General features: G+C 53.7%; 11 protein-coding genes and 2 tRNA genes. 4 read left to right on the forward strand and 9 right to left on the reverse strand.

Annotated features, from left to right (window positions below; all coding sequences use genetic code 11):
- Positions 1 to 11: 11 nt before the first annotated feature.
- Positions 12 to 85 (forward strand) — tRNA-Pro (locus C7K08_RS00205).
- A 339-nt stretch (positions 86 to 424) separates the two neighbouring features.
- On the opposite strand, the gene cobJ is transcribed toward C7K08_RS00205, so the two are convergent.
- Positions 425 to 2,212 carry a precorrin-3B C(17)-methyltransferase gene (gene cobJ / locus C7K08_RS00210; protein WP_106498642.1) on the reverse strand — a complete coding sequence of 596 codons (1,788 nt, stop codon included), beginning with the start codon at positions 2,210 to 2,212 and terminating at the stop codon, positions 425 to 427.
- On the reverse strand, positions 2,212 to 3,237 hold the full coding sequence (locus C7K08_RS00215; RefSeq protein ID WP_106498643.1) for a hypothetical protein: 1,026 nt from the start codon (positions 3,235 to 3,237) through the stop codon (positions 2,212 to 2,214). The genes cobJ and C7K08_RS00215 overlap by 1 nt, the downstream gene beginning before the upstream one ends.
- Before the next feature lie 354 nt (positions 3,238 to 3,591).
- Between C7K08_RS00215 and psaA the strand changes: the two genes are divergently transcribed.
- Together psaA and psaB are read left to right on the forward strand one after the other, a co-directional pair.
- Entirely contained in the window at positions 3,592 to 5,895 is a 2,304-nt protein-coding gene (gene psaA / locus C7K08_RS00220) for a photosystem I core protein PsaA (protein ID WP_106498644.1), read from the forward strand.
- Positions 5,896 to 5,919: 24 nt separating this feature from the next.
- On the forward strand, positions 5,920 to 8,130 hold the full coding sequence (gene psaB, locus C7K08_RS00225) for a photosystem I core protein PsaB (protein WP_106498645.1): 2,211 nt from the start codon (positions 5,920 to 5,922) through the stop codon (positions 8,128 to 8,130).
- A 351-nt stretch (positions 8,131 to 8,481) separates the two neighbouring features.
- Here the strand turns inward: psaB and C7K08_RS00235 are convergent, their stop codons facing one another.
- The 5 genes from C7K08_RS00235 to C7K08_RS00255 form a co-directional block, all read right to left on the reverse strand.
- Entirely contained in the window at positions 8,482 to 11,640 is a 3,159-nt protein-coding gene (locus tag C7K08_RS00235) for an efflux RND transporter permease subunit (protein WP_193464794.1), read from the reverse strand.
- A gap of 45 nt (positions 11,641 to 11,685) precedes the next feature.
- A complete protein-coding gene (locus tag C7K08_RS00240) occupies positions 11,686 to 12,177 on the reverse strand; it encodes a photosystem I reaction center subunit XI (protein WP_106498648.1) in 492 nt (163 codons plus the stop codon).
- Position 12,178: 1 nt separating this feature from the next.
- Complete coding sequence (locus C7K08_RS00245) at positions 12,179 to 12,295, reverse strand: photosystem I reaction center subunit VIII (protein ID WP_106498649.1); 117 nt, start codon at positions 12,293 to 12,295, stop codon at positions 12,179 to 12,181.
- A gap of 106 nt (positions 12,296 to 12,401) precedes the next feature.
- Positions 12,402 to 13,382, reverse strand: a complete 981-nt coding sequence (locus tag C7K08_RS00250) for a glycosyltransferase family 2 protein (protein WP_106498650.1) — start codon at positions 13,380 to 13,382, stop codon at positions 12,402 to 12,404.
- Complete coding sequence (locus C7K08_RS00255) at positions 13,363 to 14,112, reverse strand: C40 family peptidase (RefSeq protein WP_106498735.1); 750 nt, start codon at positions 14,110 to 14,112, stop codon at positions 13,363 to 13,365. The genes C7K08_RS00250 and C7K08_RS00255 overlap by 20 nt, the downstream gene beginning before the upstream one ends.
- A gap of 17 nt (positions 14,113 to 14,129) precedes the next feature.
- Here C7K08_RS00255 and C7K08_RS00260 point away from each other — a divergent pair, with 17 nt between their 5' ends.
- Entirely contained in the window at positions 14,130 to 15,056 is a 927-nt protein-coding gene (locus C7K08_RS00260) for a serine hydrolase (protein WP_106498651.1), read from the forward strand.
- 27 nt (positions 15,057 to 15,083) lie between these two features.
- Here C7K08_RS00260 and C7K08_RS00265 read toward each other — a convergent pair.
- Both C7K08_RS00265 and alr read right to left on the reverse strand, forming a co-directional pair.
- Positions 15,084 to 15,172, reverse strand: a tRNA-Ser gene (locus C7K08_RS00265).
- Positions 15,173 to 15,190: 18 nt separating this feature from the next.
- On the reverse strand, positions 15,191 to 16,339 hold the full coding sequence (alr, locus tag C7K08_RS00270; protein ID WP_241536929.1) for an alanine racemase: 1,149 nt from the start codon (positions 16,337 to 16,339) through the stop codon (positions 15,191 to 15,193).
- Between the last annotated feature and the right edge of the window lie 44 nt (positions 16,340 to 16,383).

Here is a 16,383-nt window from a genome sequence, read left to right on the forward strand (position 1 = left end):
AATCAACCTATCGGGATGTGGCGCAGCTTGGTAGCGCACTTCGTTCGGGACGAAGGGGCCGCAGGTTCGAATCCTGTCATCCCGACTTAAACCAGCTCGAACTGATGTATACCGTATACATCAGGCCCGCGGGCTTTGGGCYGCTAGGGAGGATCTTCCCAGTTGGCCCGATCTGCGCTCTGAGCTCAACSGCCAGGCGCCGCTAGTTCCTTGATGGTTGAACCCAAGCAATCGTCAGTATKGGTTSTAGATACGGATGTGCTGATTGATTATTTGCGTGATCAGGCAGACGCGGTGTTGTTTCTTGAGAGCTCCGCATGGGCGTTCGGGAGGGGGAAGAGCCACAGCCATAAACCCAAAGGCAATTGTTTGAAATAATTCAGGCTCTGCYAATCGAATAATTAAATAAYAAATAATCTACGAACTAACTCAATTCAGCTCCGGGATAACCCCTGGGGGTTGCCATCATGCCAGCTGCAACTTTTGTGCTGCTATTACCAACTAATACCAAGCTAAACATGTCTACCTGTTCAACAGGTAATTCAGCTAATTGGTGCAGGCTGATTGATTCTTCTGGCCTTGAAAGTTGGCGGCAGATTGCCACTGGTGTTGTGGGGGCTCGCTGCTCAAGCAGCAATTCAATGGCTCGAGCCAGTTGCCAGGAGCGCCCCTGGGAGCGGGGGTTATATAAAGCCACCACAAAATCACCATTTGCGGCTGCCCCTAGGCGTTTTTCAATCAGCGCCCAAGGGGTAAGCCTGTCGCTGAGGCTGATTGTGCAGAGATCATGCATTAGTGGTGCCCCTAGGCGGGCCGCGGCCATCTGAAATGCGGAGATGCCAGGGTGAACGATGAATTCGGGCCGTTCCTGCTCCCCTAAAACAAGCCATTCCTCAAGGGCAAGGCCTGCCATGCCATACATGCCACTGTCGCCACTTGAAATCAGCGCCACTGATGTGCCCCCACAGGCCARGTTCAAGGCCTGGCGGCAGCGCTGCCTTTCCAGGGTTAATTGGCCCTCCAGCCGAATTTGATCTTTGCGGCGTAGGGGTTCTAAAAGATCTAGGTAYAAGCCGTAGCCAACCCAAACCTGGCTTGCAGCGAGGGCGCTGCGGGCAGCCGCTGTTAGTTGTTCAATGGAGCCGGGTCCTGCCCCCACMAGATGCAAAGCACCCTGTTGTGGTGCCCAGCCCGCGGCGGCCTTGGCGACAGCAACGGTTACGGCCCCTTCTCCGGGGGCGCCATGGAAAATCGCCTTAGATTTGATCAATTCAGCGCCGGGGCCTGCTGCCGCCAGGGCAGCCGCTTCCGCCACRCTGGCTGTGCCCACCTCCTTTGCCACCACKGCAGACGGGTTTGGCACTTTGATTGGAGCGAGCGCTTCGGCAGAAAAAAAGCGCAATGGCCAGCTACGCCCAGCTGCCAAGGCAAGTAGGGCKGGTTCATCTGCTTTTAGATCAAGGCTGGCCACACCAGCTATGGCTGCTTCTGCCAAATTTGCTTCCTTAAAAACCTGRGCTACTGCCTTTTGCAACAGCAATAGGTTGCTATTTCGTTCACAACCAATACCAAGCCAAAGCACCGCTGGATGCCAGCGGCAGCCAGGGCCGAGCTTTGCGCTAATCAGCAACTCAGCTTGGCTATCGCTTTCAGCAATTTGCATTGGCACACCACTGGCCTTAAGGCTCTCCAGGGCTAAGGGGTTGCCTGAATCCTGGGAAATAAGCACCACCTGGTTGCGCGCCGTTTGTTTCATCAGTTCATCCCAGGCACCTTGGCCTTTTTGCCAACCCCAGCTGGCACCCCAGCTATCCAAGGCAATTCGGCCGTTGCTACTGCTGAAACCAGTGAATACAACTTTTGCTTTCAGCAGTGGCGCAACACGATTGGCGTGGCGATCACCGCCGGCGCCATGGCCCCCTAACAGAGGAATTAACAGTTCACCACTGCCATCAATTAGTAATACTGCGGGATCACTATTTTTACTTTTTAATAATGGTGAAACCAGGCGAATTAAAGCGCCAGCAGCCATGGCACCCAGCAGTAATTYAATATCRGGCCAGAGCTTGTTTAATTCACTGCTGGCTTGCAGTTGCGGCCGATTTGGATTGAGTAGGTGCTCGGGCACCAGGATTGCTTGCAGTTCGCCGCAGAGCAGCAAAGGCTCCAGCTGGCTGAGGCCAGCTTGGCTGGCACAGATACCAAGTTGCATCAACTCTCTTCCCCATTTTCAACTGCTTCTGGCTCAACTACAGGTTCAGGTKCAAYYACCGGTTCMGGYTCAACTACAAGTTCAACCACTGGTTCAGGTGCAACCACCGGTTCCGGTTTTGCTGATTGGTAGTTGGGATTTAGCAATGCTTCCAATTCTTCCGGCTGCAATTGGTTTTTAAACATTGCTGGCGGCGCCACGCTGCGAGGCGGCACCTTCAGTTCTTGCATCAAACTATTGAATGGCGCCCCTAGGGGCGTGCCATTGCCATCAAGCAACTCAAGGCCCAAGGCATGGCTGCCGGGATCTAGGGGGGCAAGCCACAGGGGGTCTTCCTGCTGCAGAAGGCTTGCGGCTCCATCAAGGCTTAGCCGCAGGCGCCAATGGGCATCATCTGGTTTCAAATTTTGTAGGGGAGCATCAACAAGGAACCAATTGATTGGCACCGGGTAGCCAGCTGCCAATTGGGGTGAAGGCACTGCCACAAGCTGGGGGCTGTTTGGGGCTGGCAATGCTTGGGGGTTGGCCGCTAGCCGCTGAAAACGCCAGTTTCCCCTTGCCTTTCGATTGGCCACTGCCTCGCCCCAGGGCAAAGCGGCATAGGCACTGAGCCGGTGGCTGCCAGGGGTTAGTGCAGCCATGGGGATTTCGATGCTGTTAGTACCAGAGGGAGCTTCGAAGATCCTGATCGGTGCCTCGTTGTCTTGTTGAATCACYAGGTGGGGCCCCGGCCCAAAATCGTTGCTTTGTACCAGGGGCCAATCGCTTAGGCGCAATTTCAGGGTCCAGGGACCATCGGGCAAGAGGCTGCCATCGCTTGGGCTTAGCAGTTCCAACTGCGGCTGGCGTTGGCCAAGGGCTTTGCTCAATTGTTGGGCGGCTCCCGGAGGGGCAACTTCCTGTAAATCGCTTGCGAATACAGGCTGTATTGAGCTAAGTCCCAGGCTTAGGCCGAGGGCGATTAGCACTATTGCCCCGATCAAGCGGGCGCGCAAGGCTTGAAGGTGCAAGAGCAGGCGGCCCAATTTGGCAAACAGGTTGACGCTATTCCAGTGAAGCGCAGTTAATGCACCGATTAATCACATGATTCAAACGGGGCAATTACCCCTTAAATGTGTTTATCAACTCCAAAAAATAAAAGCTTTTTGTTGTTATTTTGCTTAGTAAAAACCCCTGTCCCCCACAGGGATTGAACCTTTGTAACTGCATTGCAAACAGGCCGCTTTTGATGCGTATACTCAAAAAAGCGGTCCCCCAAGCTGGGGCCCGTTACCCAGTGCTAGCAGGGGTTTTGCCCTTGTTTTTTCTGGGATTTTGTGCCCCAGCGGCCTTGGGTTTTTCCCCTTGGCCTCCGACCCCAACCCTCGAGGAACGTCTCGATGACCATCAGCCCACCAGAACGTGGGAGTAAAGCGAAGGCAATGGTCGACCGGAACCCCGTACCTGTCGATTTCGACACGCTCGGCAAGCCCGGACATTTCGATCGAGCCCTTGCTAAAGGCCCCAAAACCACAACCTGGATTTGGAACCTCCACTCTCGCGCTCACGACTTCGACAGTCACACCAGTGATCTTGAAGAGGTTTCCCGCAAGATCTTCAGCGCTCACTTCGGCCACTTGGCCGTGATCTTTATTTGGTTGAGCGGCGCCTTCTTCCACGGAGCGCGTTTCTCCAACTACTCCGGCTGGTTAGCCGATCCCCTGCACGTCAAACCGAGTGCCCAGGTGGTTTGGCCAATTTTTGGCCAGGAGATCCTTAACGGCGACATGGGTGCTGGATTCCACGGCATCCAGATGACCTCCGGCCTTTTCCATGTTTGGCGCGCCTGGGGTTTCACCAATGAAACCCAGCTACTGGCTACCGCCATTGGCGCTCTTGTGATGGCTGGCCTGATGCTCAATGCAGGCGTTTTCCACTACCACAAGGCAGCACCAAAGCTGGAGTGGTTCCAAAACGTTGAGTCGATGCTCAACCACCACTTGGCTGGTTTGCTTGGGTTGGGATCCCTTTCCTGGACAGGACACCTGATTCATGTGTCCCTGCCCACCACCCTGTTGATGGATGCCATCGATGCGGGGCAACCCCTCAGTCTTGATGGCAAAACCATTGCCTCAGTGGCTGATATTCCCCTGCCCCACGCTTTCCTGAATCAGGATTTGTTGGGTCAGTTGTATCCAGGTATTAAGGAAGGCATTGGTGCTTTCTTTACCGGTAACTGGGCTGCCTACAGCGATTTCCTCACCTTTAAGGGTGGCCTGAATCCTGTAACCGGCAGCCTTTGGATGACAGACATCGCCCATCACCACTTGGCGATTGCGGTTCTGTTCATCGTTGCTGGCCACATGTATAGAACCAACTGGGGCATTGGCCACAGCATCAAGGAGATCCTTGAGGGCCAGAAGGGTGATCCCCTCCTGTTCCCAGCTAGCCGTGGTCACGATGGTTTGTTTGAGTTCATGACCAACTCCTGGCATGCCCAGTTGGCTGTGAACTTGGCGATGCTTGGTTCCTTAACCATCATCGTTGCCCAGCACATGTATGCGATGCCTCCATATCCATATATAGGTATCGATTACCCAACGCAGCTGTCGATATTTACTCACCACATGTGGATTGGTGGTTTCCTCATCGTTGGTGCTGGGGCCCATGCTTCCATCGCCATGGTGCGCGACTACGACCCCGCCAAGCATGTGGACAACGTGCTTGATCGGGTACTCAAGGCCCGTGATGCYCTGATCAGCCACCTCAATTGGGTGTGCATCTGGTTGGGCTTCCATAGCTTTGGCTTGTATATCCACAACGACACCATGCGTGCTTTGGGGCGTCCCCAAGACATGTTTAGTGATTCAGCAATTCAGCTGCGTCCGGTATTTGCCCAGTGGATTCAAGGCCTGCATGCGGCAGCAGCGGGCACCACTGCCCCCAACGCCCTTGCCAGCGTGAGCGAAGTGTTCAATGGCACGGTGATAGCGGTGGGCAACAAGATTGCGGTGGGGCCAATCCCCCTAGGCACCGCTGATTTCATGGTGCACCACATCCATGCCTTCACGATTCACGTGACGGTGTTGATCCTGCTCAAGGGCGTGCTTTAYAGCCGTAGTTCACGCTTGGTTCCAGACAAAGCAAACCTCGGTTTTGCCTTCCCCTGCGATGGCCCCGGCCGTGGCGGTACCTGTCAGGTTTCCGGTTGGGACCATGTGTTCCTTGGCCTGTTCTGGATGTACAACTCCCTCTCGATCGTGATCTTCCACTTCTCTTGGAAGATGCAAAGCGACGTTTGGGGAACCGTTAATGCAAACGGCACCATTCAGCACATCACCAACGGCAACTTTGCCCAAAGTGCCCTCACCATTAATGGCTGGTTGCGTGATTTCCTGTGGGCCCAAGCCTCCCAGGTGATCAACAGCTACGGCTCAGCCACCAGTGCCTATGGCCTGATGTTCCTGGGCGCCCACTTCATCTGGGCATTCAGCCTGATGTTCCTGTTCAGCGGCCGCGGCTATTGGCAGGAATTGATTGAGTCCATCGTTTGGGCTCACAACAAGCTCAAGGTTGCTCCGGCTATCCAGCCCCGTGCCCTGAGCATTCTTCAAGGCCGTGCGGTTGGCGTTGCCCACTACTTGTTAGGCGGCATCGTTACCACTTGGTCCTTCTTCTTGGCCCGCATCATCGCGGTGGGCTGACTTACCCCCTTCTGACCTCATCCAATGGCAACGAAATTTCCTTCGTTTAGCCAGGGTCTGGCCCAGGACCCCACCACCCGCCGCATTTGGTACGGCATTGCCACGGCTCACGATTTCGAGAGCCACGACGGCATGACCGAGGAGAAGCTTTACCAAAAGCTCTTCTCCACCCACTTCGGACATTTGGCCATCATTGGCCTCTGGGTGTCGGGAAACCTGTTCCATATCGCCTGGCAAGGCAACTTTGAGCAGTGGGTTACAGATCCCCTGCATATCCGTCCCATCGCCCATGCGATTTGGGATCCCCACTTCGGTCAAGGCGCCATCGATGCCTTTACCCAAGCKGGTGCTTCATCCCCGGTAAACATTGCCTATTCCGGTTTGTACCACTGGTGGTACACCATTGGAATGCGCAGCAATGCCGAGCTGTATCAAGGTTCCATCTTCATGATGATCCTCTCGGCTTGGGCTTTATTTGCCGGTTGGCTCCATCTCCAGCCAAAATTCCGCCCCTCCTTGGCGTGGTTTAAAAACGCTGAATCAAGGCTCAATCACCACCTYGCGGTGCTGTTTGGCTTTAGTTCAATCGCCTGGACCGGTCACCTGGTTCACGTGGCCATTCCAGAAGCCCGTGGTCAACACGTTGGTTGGGACAACTTCCTCACCACGCTTCCCCACCCAGCCGGTCTTGGACCCTTCTTCACCGGCAATTGGGGTGTTTATGCCGAAAATCCAGATGGCATGAACCAAATCTTCGGTAGTTCCGAAGGAGCTGGCACAGCGATCCTCACCTTCCTCGGTGGTTTTCACCCCCAGAGTGAAGCCCTGTGGCTCACTGATATCGCCCACCACCATTTGGCTATCGGTTGCATCTTTGTGATCGCTGGCCACATGTACCGCACCAATTTCGGCATCGGTCACTCGATTCGCGAAATTCTTGAAGCCCACAATCCCCCCCAGGGCACCCCAGGCAACTTGGGCGCCGGCCATAAGGGCCTCTACGACACGATTAATAACTCGCTGCACTTCCAGCTTGGTTTGGCCTTGGCATCCCTAGGTGTGATCACCAGTYTGGTGGCGCAACACATGTATGCCATGCCCTCCTATGCCTTCATCGCGAGGGACTACACAACCCAGGCAGCCCTGTATACCCACCACCAATACATCGCCATCTTCTTGATGTGCGGTGCCTTTGCCCACGGTGCGATCTTCTTCATTCGTGATTACGACCCTGAAGCCAATAAGAACAATGTTCTGGCTCGGATGCTTGATCACAAAGAAGCAATCATTAGTCACCTCAGCTGGGTATCTCTTTTCCTTGGTTTCCATACCCTTGGCCTCTACGTTCATAACGACGTAGTAGTTGCCTTCGGTACCCCTGAAAAGCAGATCTTGGTGGAGCCGGTTTTCGCCCAGTTTGTGCAGGCTGCTTCCGGTAAGGCCATGTATGGCATGGATGTGCTGCTCTCTAATGCGGGCAGCGCCGCCAGCCATGCAAATGCGGCCTACATGGGTGGTTGGATGAATGCAATCAACTCACCTAATACCGATCTGTTYCTRCCGATCGGCCCTGGTGATTTCCTTGTGCACCATGCAATTGCCCTCGGACTTCACACCACAACGCTCATMCTTGTGAAGGGTGCCCTTGATGCCAGGGGTTCCAAGCTGATGCCCGACAAAAAGGACTTCGGCTATTCCTTCCCCTGTGATGGCCCCGGCCGTGGCGGCACCTGCGACATCTCAGCCTGGGATTCCTTCTATCTAGCTGTTTTCTGGGCCTTGAATACCGTTGGTTGGGTTACTTTCTATTGGCACTGGAAACACCTTGCTATTTGGCAGGGAAATGTGGCCCAGTTCAATGAATCAAGCACCTATCTGATGGGATGGTTCCGTGATTACCTGTGGCTTAATAGCTCCCAGTTGATCAATGGCTACAACCCCATGGGTTCAAATAATCTCGCCGTTTGGGCTTGGATGTTCCTGTTTGGTCACCTTGTGTGGGCAACCGGTTTCATGTTCCTGATCTCTTGGCGCGGTTATTGGCAGGAGCTGATTGAAACCATCGTTTGGGCCCATCAACGCACTCCCCTCGCCAACTTGGTGGGCTGGCGTGATAAGCCCGTAGCCCTATCTATCGTGCAGGCTCGGGTGGTTGGTTTGGCTCATTTCACCATTGGTTATATCCTCACCTACGCTGCATTCTTGATTGCATCAACTGCAAGTAAGTTTGGATAGTTGCTACTACCATTCTGATTAATCATTCTGATTGATCTYAARCCTCCGCTGCGGCGGAGGTTTTTTTATGCCTTTATTTATATCCCTTTTTAAGTATCTTTTATTTATTTAGGCATTCCATATCAGTTTTATGTTCATTGATTAAATGCTGCTTGAGCTGATCGCAAATGAAGCTCGCTGCCTCCTCTGCCTTCATCCCACCGCCAATAAGGCGTCTAAATAGAACCGAAGCGGCAGCCCGCAGGGTRCTTTCTTCAAATTTCAAGTGATCAGGCAGCTTTTTTGGTGCTTTCATTTGCTTGSAGCTATCTAACTTGATCYTGCCAAATCAAAGCCCGYCTAAACCATTTCTTAACCAGTATTTTTTTTGCCCCTCAGCTCCCACTGTTTAACAATTTCATAGATCACCGGCAGTACAAATAAACTTAAGCTTGTGGAAACAAGCAAACCGCTAAAAACCACGGTGCCAATGCTTGCCCTGCTGGCAGCCCCTGCGCCCCTAGCAAGCACRAGTGGTAGGAACCCTGCCAGTGAAGCCACTGCAGTGAGCAGGATTGGCCGCAATCTCAAGGCAGCTGCTTCCCTAATTGCCACTTCCACTGCTTTGCCCTCACGCAGTTTTTGATTGGCAAATTCAACGATCAAAATCCCGTTTTTTGCCGCGAGGCTGATCAGCACCAAAATTCCCACTTGGCCATACACATCAAGAAAAAATCCCCTGCTGGCAAGCCCAATCACCACKCCAAGTAAACCCAAAGGCACGGTGATTAGAATYACCAATGGATCGATTGCACTTTCATAAAGCGCTGCCAGCAGTAGATACACCACTGCTAAACCAAGCCCAAATAAACCCCAGGTGCTGCCACTGGCTTTTTGTTCTTCCCGGGTAAGACCTGTGAAGTTCAATTCAGTGATGGGGCTATTGCGCTGGGCCTGCACCTGTTGCACCAGTTCAATTGCTTGGCCACTGCTGATGCCTGCTTTGGGCAAGGCTTGGATTGCTATGGAACGGCTTTGTTCGCTGTGGTTGATGCTTGTGGGTCCATAGGCCTGCTCAAGRCKCACCAARCTGGAAACCGGGATTAATTCACCCTTGCGATTGCGCACCATTAAACGCAGCACATCCTCTGGTTTGCTGCGGTCTTCAGCTTCCAACTGAATCAGGATGCGGCGCACCCTGCCGTCTTCAAAGGTGTCGTTCACATAACTGCTGCCAAAACTTTCGCCCAACACCGCCACCAGATCTTGCAGGTTCACACCAAYGGCYGCCATTCTTTCGCGATTAGGCACCACCTGTAGGGCGGGTGAATCTGGATTAAATCGAGTGCTTACCCTTTCAAATTTGCCAGTGGCTTCCGCTTTACGGATAAAGTCTTGCGCCTCCTCCCCAAAGGCGCCAAGGCTTAGGCCGCCTGCACTCACATCCAATAATTCGAGTTCAAGCCCACCTTCTGATCCAAATCCCCGCACCGGCGGTGGCTGGCTGAGATTTACCCGGCCGCTTCCCTTTAATGCTTTGCGTAGGGGCAGATTTAGTTTCTCAATAACCGCAGCCGTGCTTTGTTCTTTGCCGTAGCCCCTTTTATCCAATGGCTGTAGCCGTAGAAAAAATACACCTTTATTTGAAGCGCTATCACCAAATGAACGGCCTGCATAGAAATTACCAACGCGTATTAATGGTTCTTTCTCAACTACTTTACGGATTTGCTCCATCGCTTTTTCCGTACGTTTTAGGGAAGCACCTTCAGGCAGAACAAGCACACCACGGATTTGACCATCGTCTTCTTGGGGAATGAAACCAGTGGGAATACTCTTAACGCCTATGCCGGTAATTAGCAGGCCCGCAAATAAACCAATAACAACAAAACGCCGCTGCCTCAAGGCGAATTCCAATGCTTTCTGGTATGGATTTTGTAAACTAAGCAGCCATTTTTCGCAGCGTTTTATGAAATTTTGTACAGGTAGAAGTTGTTTGGGAGCTGCCCCGAATTTTTGTGAAAGTATTAGCGTAGATGCAACTGGTGTGAAGGTGAGTGCGTTGAGCATTGAGATTAAAATTGAACTGCCAATTACCACTGCGATCGGTTGATATAGTTTTCCTACGGAGCCAGGCATTAGTAATACCGGCAGAAATACCACCACTAAAACCAGTGATGTGGCAATTACGGCACCGCTAAGTTCATGCATCGTATTAGCTGCCGCTTGGCTTGGCGTCTCCCCTTGATCGATGCGTCTGCCAATGTCTTCGCTAACAACAATTGCATCATCAACTACCACCCCAGATGCCAAAACAAGGCCGAATAGGGTGAGGGTGTTAATGGAGCCATCCATGCCCCGCAATAAAATAAAGCTGCCAAACAATGAAACCGGAACTGCGATGGCTGTTATCACAGCTAGGCGCCAATTCCCTAAGCCTAATAGTAAAACTAAAAACACCAGTAGAACCGCATCCCTAAGGGCATCAACGGCGTGATGGATGTTTTCGCGAACGTTATCTGCCACATCTACAATCGTTTGTATCTGAAGCCCTGGCGGCACATCAGCGCGCACTTGATCTAAAAGTTGTTGCACCGCTTCACTTAATTCCAGGGCGTTGCTGCCATCCCTTTGATATATGGAAAGGGCAACGGTTGCCTCACCTTTTAAGTTGCGGGCGCTGCTGCTGTAGTTCTCATCCCCCAGGCTAACTCTGCCTAAATCCTTCAACCTAACGCTATTGCCATCAGCTAAAGGAGCAACGATTAGATTTTCGAGTTCGGTTTGGCTGCGCAGGCGGCCCTCCATGCGCAGGGGGAGGTTGTATTGCTGGCGATCAGGGCTTGGCGCATCACCCACCTGCCCCAGTGCCGCTAATACATTTTCTTTTTGTAATGCGGCGCTAACGTCGTTGATTGTGAGGCGGTAGCGATTTAATTGTTGTGGATTAAGCCAGAGCCGATAGGCAAGATTGCCGCTGCCGGTGAGTGTAACTTCGCCAATTCCTGGAAGCCTTAATAGGGGATCGCGCAGGTAGCGATCTACCCAGCTACTGATGAATTGCTGGCTATATATTTTACTTTTATCGCTAAAACTAAGCACCATGAGCAAATCGGTGCTGGTGCGCCTCACCTGCAAACCTTGGCGAATTACCGATTGCGGTAATTGGCGTGTAACRAGGTTTGCTTCGTTTTGAACATTGATTTGATTTAGTTCTGAGCTGCGACGATCATCWGCAACKCCCTCACTAAAAGTGAGTTCAACACTTGCCCCATTGGCGGTGCTGGAGGAGCGAATCGATTCAAGCCGCTCCAGGCTGTTCAGCTGGCGTTCCAGCAGGGTTGTTACACCCTGCTCAACCACCTCAGCGCCWGCGCCRGGGTAATTGGCCCTAACGGTTACTTTGCTGGGGGCGATGGGGGGCAGGTTTTCCACCTGCATGCCYAAAAGGCTCAGCACCCCAGCAAGWACCACGAGCACGCTGAGCACCAAGGTGAGCAGCGGTCGCTTTAAAAACGGATCAGAAACCGACATCAGCAGGAATGCCTGCGGTGGTTAACCGATCTTGTCAGTTTTTGCTCAACCCACGCTCCAAACACCACCGGCAATATTCACCAGAGGTGAAACCAGGGTGGTGCCAGCTAGGAACCAAGCAAAGGCTGCACCACCGCAGCCGCCTAGCCAAAAACCACTGGCAAATTCCGCCCAACCCGCTTTGGTGAACAGGTCTGCGGGGGGATTGTCAATGGTGGCATCAGGGGGCTGCACGTTTGGTCCCCTGCCGGCGGTGCCGTAGATGGAGAGGCAAACCGTGAGGATTGAAACCAAACCAACGGCGGCTAGTAAACCAGCGGTGGCGGCGTAATCGGTGTTGCGGAGTGGGCCGCAAATGCTGAAGGGTCCGTAGAGGAAGAAGCCATGGGCCATCCCCACTTCCAAGCCCCTGCGATTAGGGGAAAGGGAAGGGCGATAGGCAGGCAGGGCATTCAGGAAGGCCTTCGTGAACCAGCTGCTATTTACCGGTGTGGCCAGATTGCCGACGCAGGGGTCGGCCACGGGGGTAACAGTCATCTCAGTCGCGAGCCTCAATCACATTGAAAAGCAGAGCCATAACCACTGCAGGCAAGCCGATTCCCACCAGTGGAATGAACACTGAGGGCATCCAGGCTGCGGCAAATTCTCCCGTCATTGGTTGAAAACACCTKTCAGGACATCAGGAGCCGAGGCTCCAGCCATCGGACTGTACGGAGCTCTATTGCCCAGGTTCGCTGGCTTGCCATGGGCGTCATAAAAGTTCAACCTGCGGCACCCCTCAAGGTGGCTCTAATCCGATAAATAGGGCGTCCTTGGCTTTCGTGGTAGGTGCGCATCATTAGTTCCCCMAGAAGGCCAAAGCAAAAAAGTTGCACCCCTGCCAGCAGTAGCAACACGCAAAGGGTGAGCAGGGGGCGGTTGCCRATGTTGTTGCCCAAGAGCTTTTCGGCCACCAACACCAMACCCATGAGGCTGCCTGCTGCAATTGCAAGTAATCCCCAGAAGCCAAAMACATGCATGGGCCTTGTGAGGAAGCGCTTCATGAACCACACCGTGAGCAAATCCATCAGCACCCGAAAGGTTCTATCGATGCCRTATTTGCTTTTGCCATAACGGCGGGGTTGATGGTTCACCTTCAGTTCTGTAATCCGAGCCCCTTCAATTGAGGCCAGGGCCGGCAGAAAGCGATGCAATTCACCGTAGAGATTCATGTCGGCTAACACTTCACGGCGATAGGCCTTTAGGGAGCAGCCGTAGTCGTGGAGCCGCACATCGGTAACGGAAGCAATCAATCGGTTAGCCAGTTTTGAGGGCAGAAGKCGGCTAAGGGCAGCATCTTGACGTTGATGGCGCCAGCCGCTCACCAGATCAAAACCCTCCCGTAATTTCTGCAACATCAGTGGGATATCGGCTGGGTCGTTTTGAAGATCACCATCGAGGGTAACGATCTCTTCCCCTTGGCTTGCATCAAAACCAGCAGCCATTGCCGCTGTTTGGCCATAGTTGCGCCGCAGTAATACGGCCACCAATTCAGGGGTGGTTTTGCTGAGTTGGCTTAGAACTTTTGCGGTGCCATCGCTGGAGCCGTCGTCTACTAAAACCAGTTCAAATGGTTCGCCAAAACCCCGCATGGTGCCAAGCAATTGGGCAACTAGTAGGGGCAGGCTCTCCTCTTCATTGAAAAGGGGTATCACCACGGAAATGGTCACGGCCGGCGGATGTTCAGGGGAGATGGCTGCCATCGTGGCAGCGCTGCACTCTGCCAGCACCCCGTAATTCAGCCCTGTAATGGCAGGCAACAGGGTGCTTATCGCTAGCCCATAACGCATCGATGCCGATGCCATTGCGGCCATGGCTGGCCCCAGAGCTGTGCAGGTATCTGCCCTCGCCCAGGTGCAAACCCACATGGCTGCAGCGTTGGGGGCTGCCAAAAAAGATCAGATCACCTGGTTTTAAGAGGCTTAAGCAATTTGAATTAACAGCTATGGCTTGGCAAAAACGTTCCTGTTGATAGGCATCCCTTGGAATCCAAACACCGAGATCGGCAAATAAACGTTGAACAATGCCCGAACAATCAAAGTTGGGGCCGAGGCTGCCTCCCCATAGGTAATTGTTTGGCACAGCCATTGCCGCCATTGCATTTGTGAGCAATTGAGGCATCAGGGCATCAATTGCCGCTGCATCTAGAAGCCTGGGGCGATGGGCCGGGCAGCTAACCCCATTGCCAAGCAATTGCTGGGGATCAATCCAGCCGCGATAGCCATCTTCYTCTAGTTGCACCAGGCGGCGCTTCTCTTGGGCTGGTTCCGCCAGCAACYGCAAGCGGCGGCCTGGCCATGCCTGGGTRGCTAAACCCATGCCCCTGGGGGAGCTGTAGAGGTTTAAGGGGAGAGTTAGTTGCCAGCGGCTAAGGGGTAGCAGCAGCTCTGGCGTTGCCGCAAGATTTTCGGGCAGGGCGTTTAGGGTCGCCATTGCGGTGTGCTGATGCAATGGCGTTCTACAGCCAGGATCCAAATCTGGGGGAACTGCTGGCGGCCAATTTGGCTGAGCTAACAGAGCAAACCTCTGCTGATCTGAGTGAACTGAGTGTTACTTGGTTGGTTTATTCCAGCTCTCCCCTTGATTTAGCAGCTTCCATAAGTGAGGCGGATTTTTGGCAAATGCCCCAGKCTGGAGCCAGCCACCTTGGCCGGCAGCTTCGCTACCCAGCAAGTGTGGTGAAGCTTTTTTATGCCGCTGCTGTTGAAAGTTGGTTGGCCCGGGATCTATTGCTGGAAGGCGCTGAATTACGCCGTGCCTTTGGGGCGATGTTGCGTGATTCCAGCAACGATGCCACTTCCCTTGTGGTTGACCTACTCACAGGCACCAGCAGCGGCTCGGAGTTACCAGCTGATCCATTCAATAGTTGGGCCCGCCAGCGCCAACTAATTAATCAATGGTTTGAAGGCTTGGCATGGCCGGAATGGGAGGGTTGCAATGTTTGTCAAAAAACCTGGACCGATGGCCCCTATGGCCGAGAACAACAGTTTTATGGCAGCAATAAAGAAAATCGCAACCGCCTTAATACAGATGTAACGGCCCGTTTATTGCATGGGGTGATCGCTGGCGCTTGGCAATCACCATTAGCGAGTGCCCGAATTCGTGCTGCTTTGAGCCGCAGCCTTGATAAATCTGAACGCCTCAGCGATCCCGAAAATCAAGTGGATGGTTTTTTGGGTGAAGGCTTAGCTGAAGGCAGCTGCCTGTGGAGCAAAGCCGGGTGGATGAGCAAAGCGCGCCATGATGCGGCCTATTGCGAAGTGCCAGATTGCGCYCCATTTCTGCTGGTTGCCTTTAGTGAAGGCAGSAGTTGGGCAGCGGATAACCAATTTTTGCCTGCTTTGGCGCGCAGGCTCAGTGAATCCCTAAAGAGATAAATCTGCTCTAGGTTTTTTTAGTGGGAACGGAGAGGGAGGGATTCGAACCCTCGACAAGAGTTGCCCCCTGTAACTCCTTAGCAGGGAGCCGCTTTCAACCGCTCAGCCACCTCTCCAGCGGTATTTGCAGCTTATCAGTGCTCCTGGCTGGAGGGCAGCCGCGGTAGGCGGTGATTAAAGCTGCAAAGTATTTCCCAGGGAATTGTGCCACAGGCTTCACTCCAAATTTCAGGGCCGATTTGGTCGTTTTCCCCCTGCCCCAGCAGGGTTACCACCTCCCCCTCCTGCAGGCTGGGTAGGTCGGTGGCATCGATCACCATTTGATCCATGGTGATGTTGCCAACTTGGGGTAGGCGTTGGCCTTTGGCCATTACATGCATGCGTCCAGATAGCAACCGGGCCACACCATCGGCATAGCCAATGCCTAAAACGGCCAGGCGACTGGGGCGTTTTGTAATGAAGCGATGGCCATAGCTCACCCCAACACCGCTTGGCACTTCCCTGATMAGGGTTACCCGGGCCCGCACACTCATCGCAGCTTGCAGGTTTAGTTTCTGGCTTAGGTGGGCAGCGGGTGCATGGCCGTAGATCGCRAGCCCAACCCGCACWWGGTTGTAGTGCAAGCTGCGATCAGCCAAGGTGGCGGCCGAATTAGCYARGTGGAAAAAACCAGGCCTTTGTTGAWTGTCACCTAGCTGTTTTAAAACCTGCTCAAAGCGTTGCTTTTGTAAATCGGTTTGGCTGCTGCCGGCTTGATCAGCATCAGCCAGATGGGAATACAAACCATGCAGTTCCAGATCAGCCATGGCGCCTAGGGCTTGCCATAAATCCGGCCCCTCCTGCCATGGGGCGCCAAGACGGGCCATGCCCGTATCAAGCTTGAGTTGAACGGCAAGGGCSGTGCCTGCWGTTGCTGCCACCTGGTTTGCCACCTGCGCTTGGCGKAGGCAGCTGATGGTGGGCATCAATTGCCAATARAGGCAACAGCGAAATTCCTCAGGCTCCAGCAGATTGCCCAGCACCAACACAGGCTGCTTGATACCGGCTTGACGCAGTTCAATGGCCTCGGCGAGGGTTGCAACGCCAAAGCTGCTGGCACCACCTTTAAGGGCCGCCTGGGCCACTGTTACTGCCCCATGGCCATAGCCATCGGCTTTTACCACTGCCATCAACTGGCAATCAGCTGCGAGCGAGGCGATTATGCGGCTTGTGTTTTGAGTGATCGCTTCCCGGTTGATTTCCACCCAGGCCCGTTGCTGGGGACCATGCATCACGAGCGACATTGATGGGGGTCGATGTTTCGTTAGCATGAACGCACCCAGGGCGC

The organism is Synechococcus lacustris str. Tous (assembly GCF_003011125.1).
GTDB lineage: Bacteria > Cyanobacteriota > Cyanobacteriia > PCC-6307 > Cyanobiaceae > Synechococcus_D > Synechococcus_D lacustris.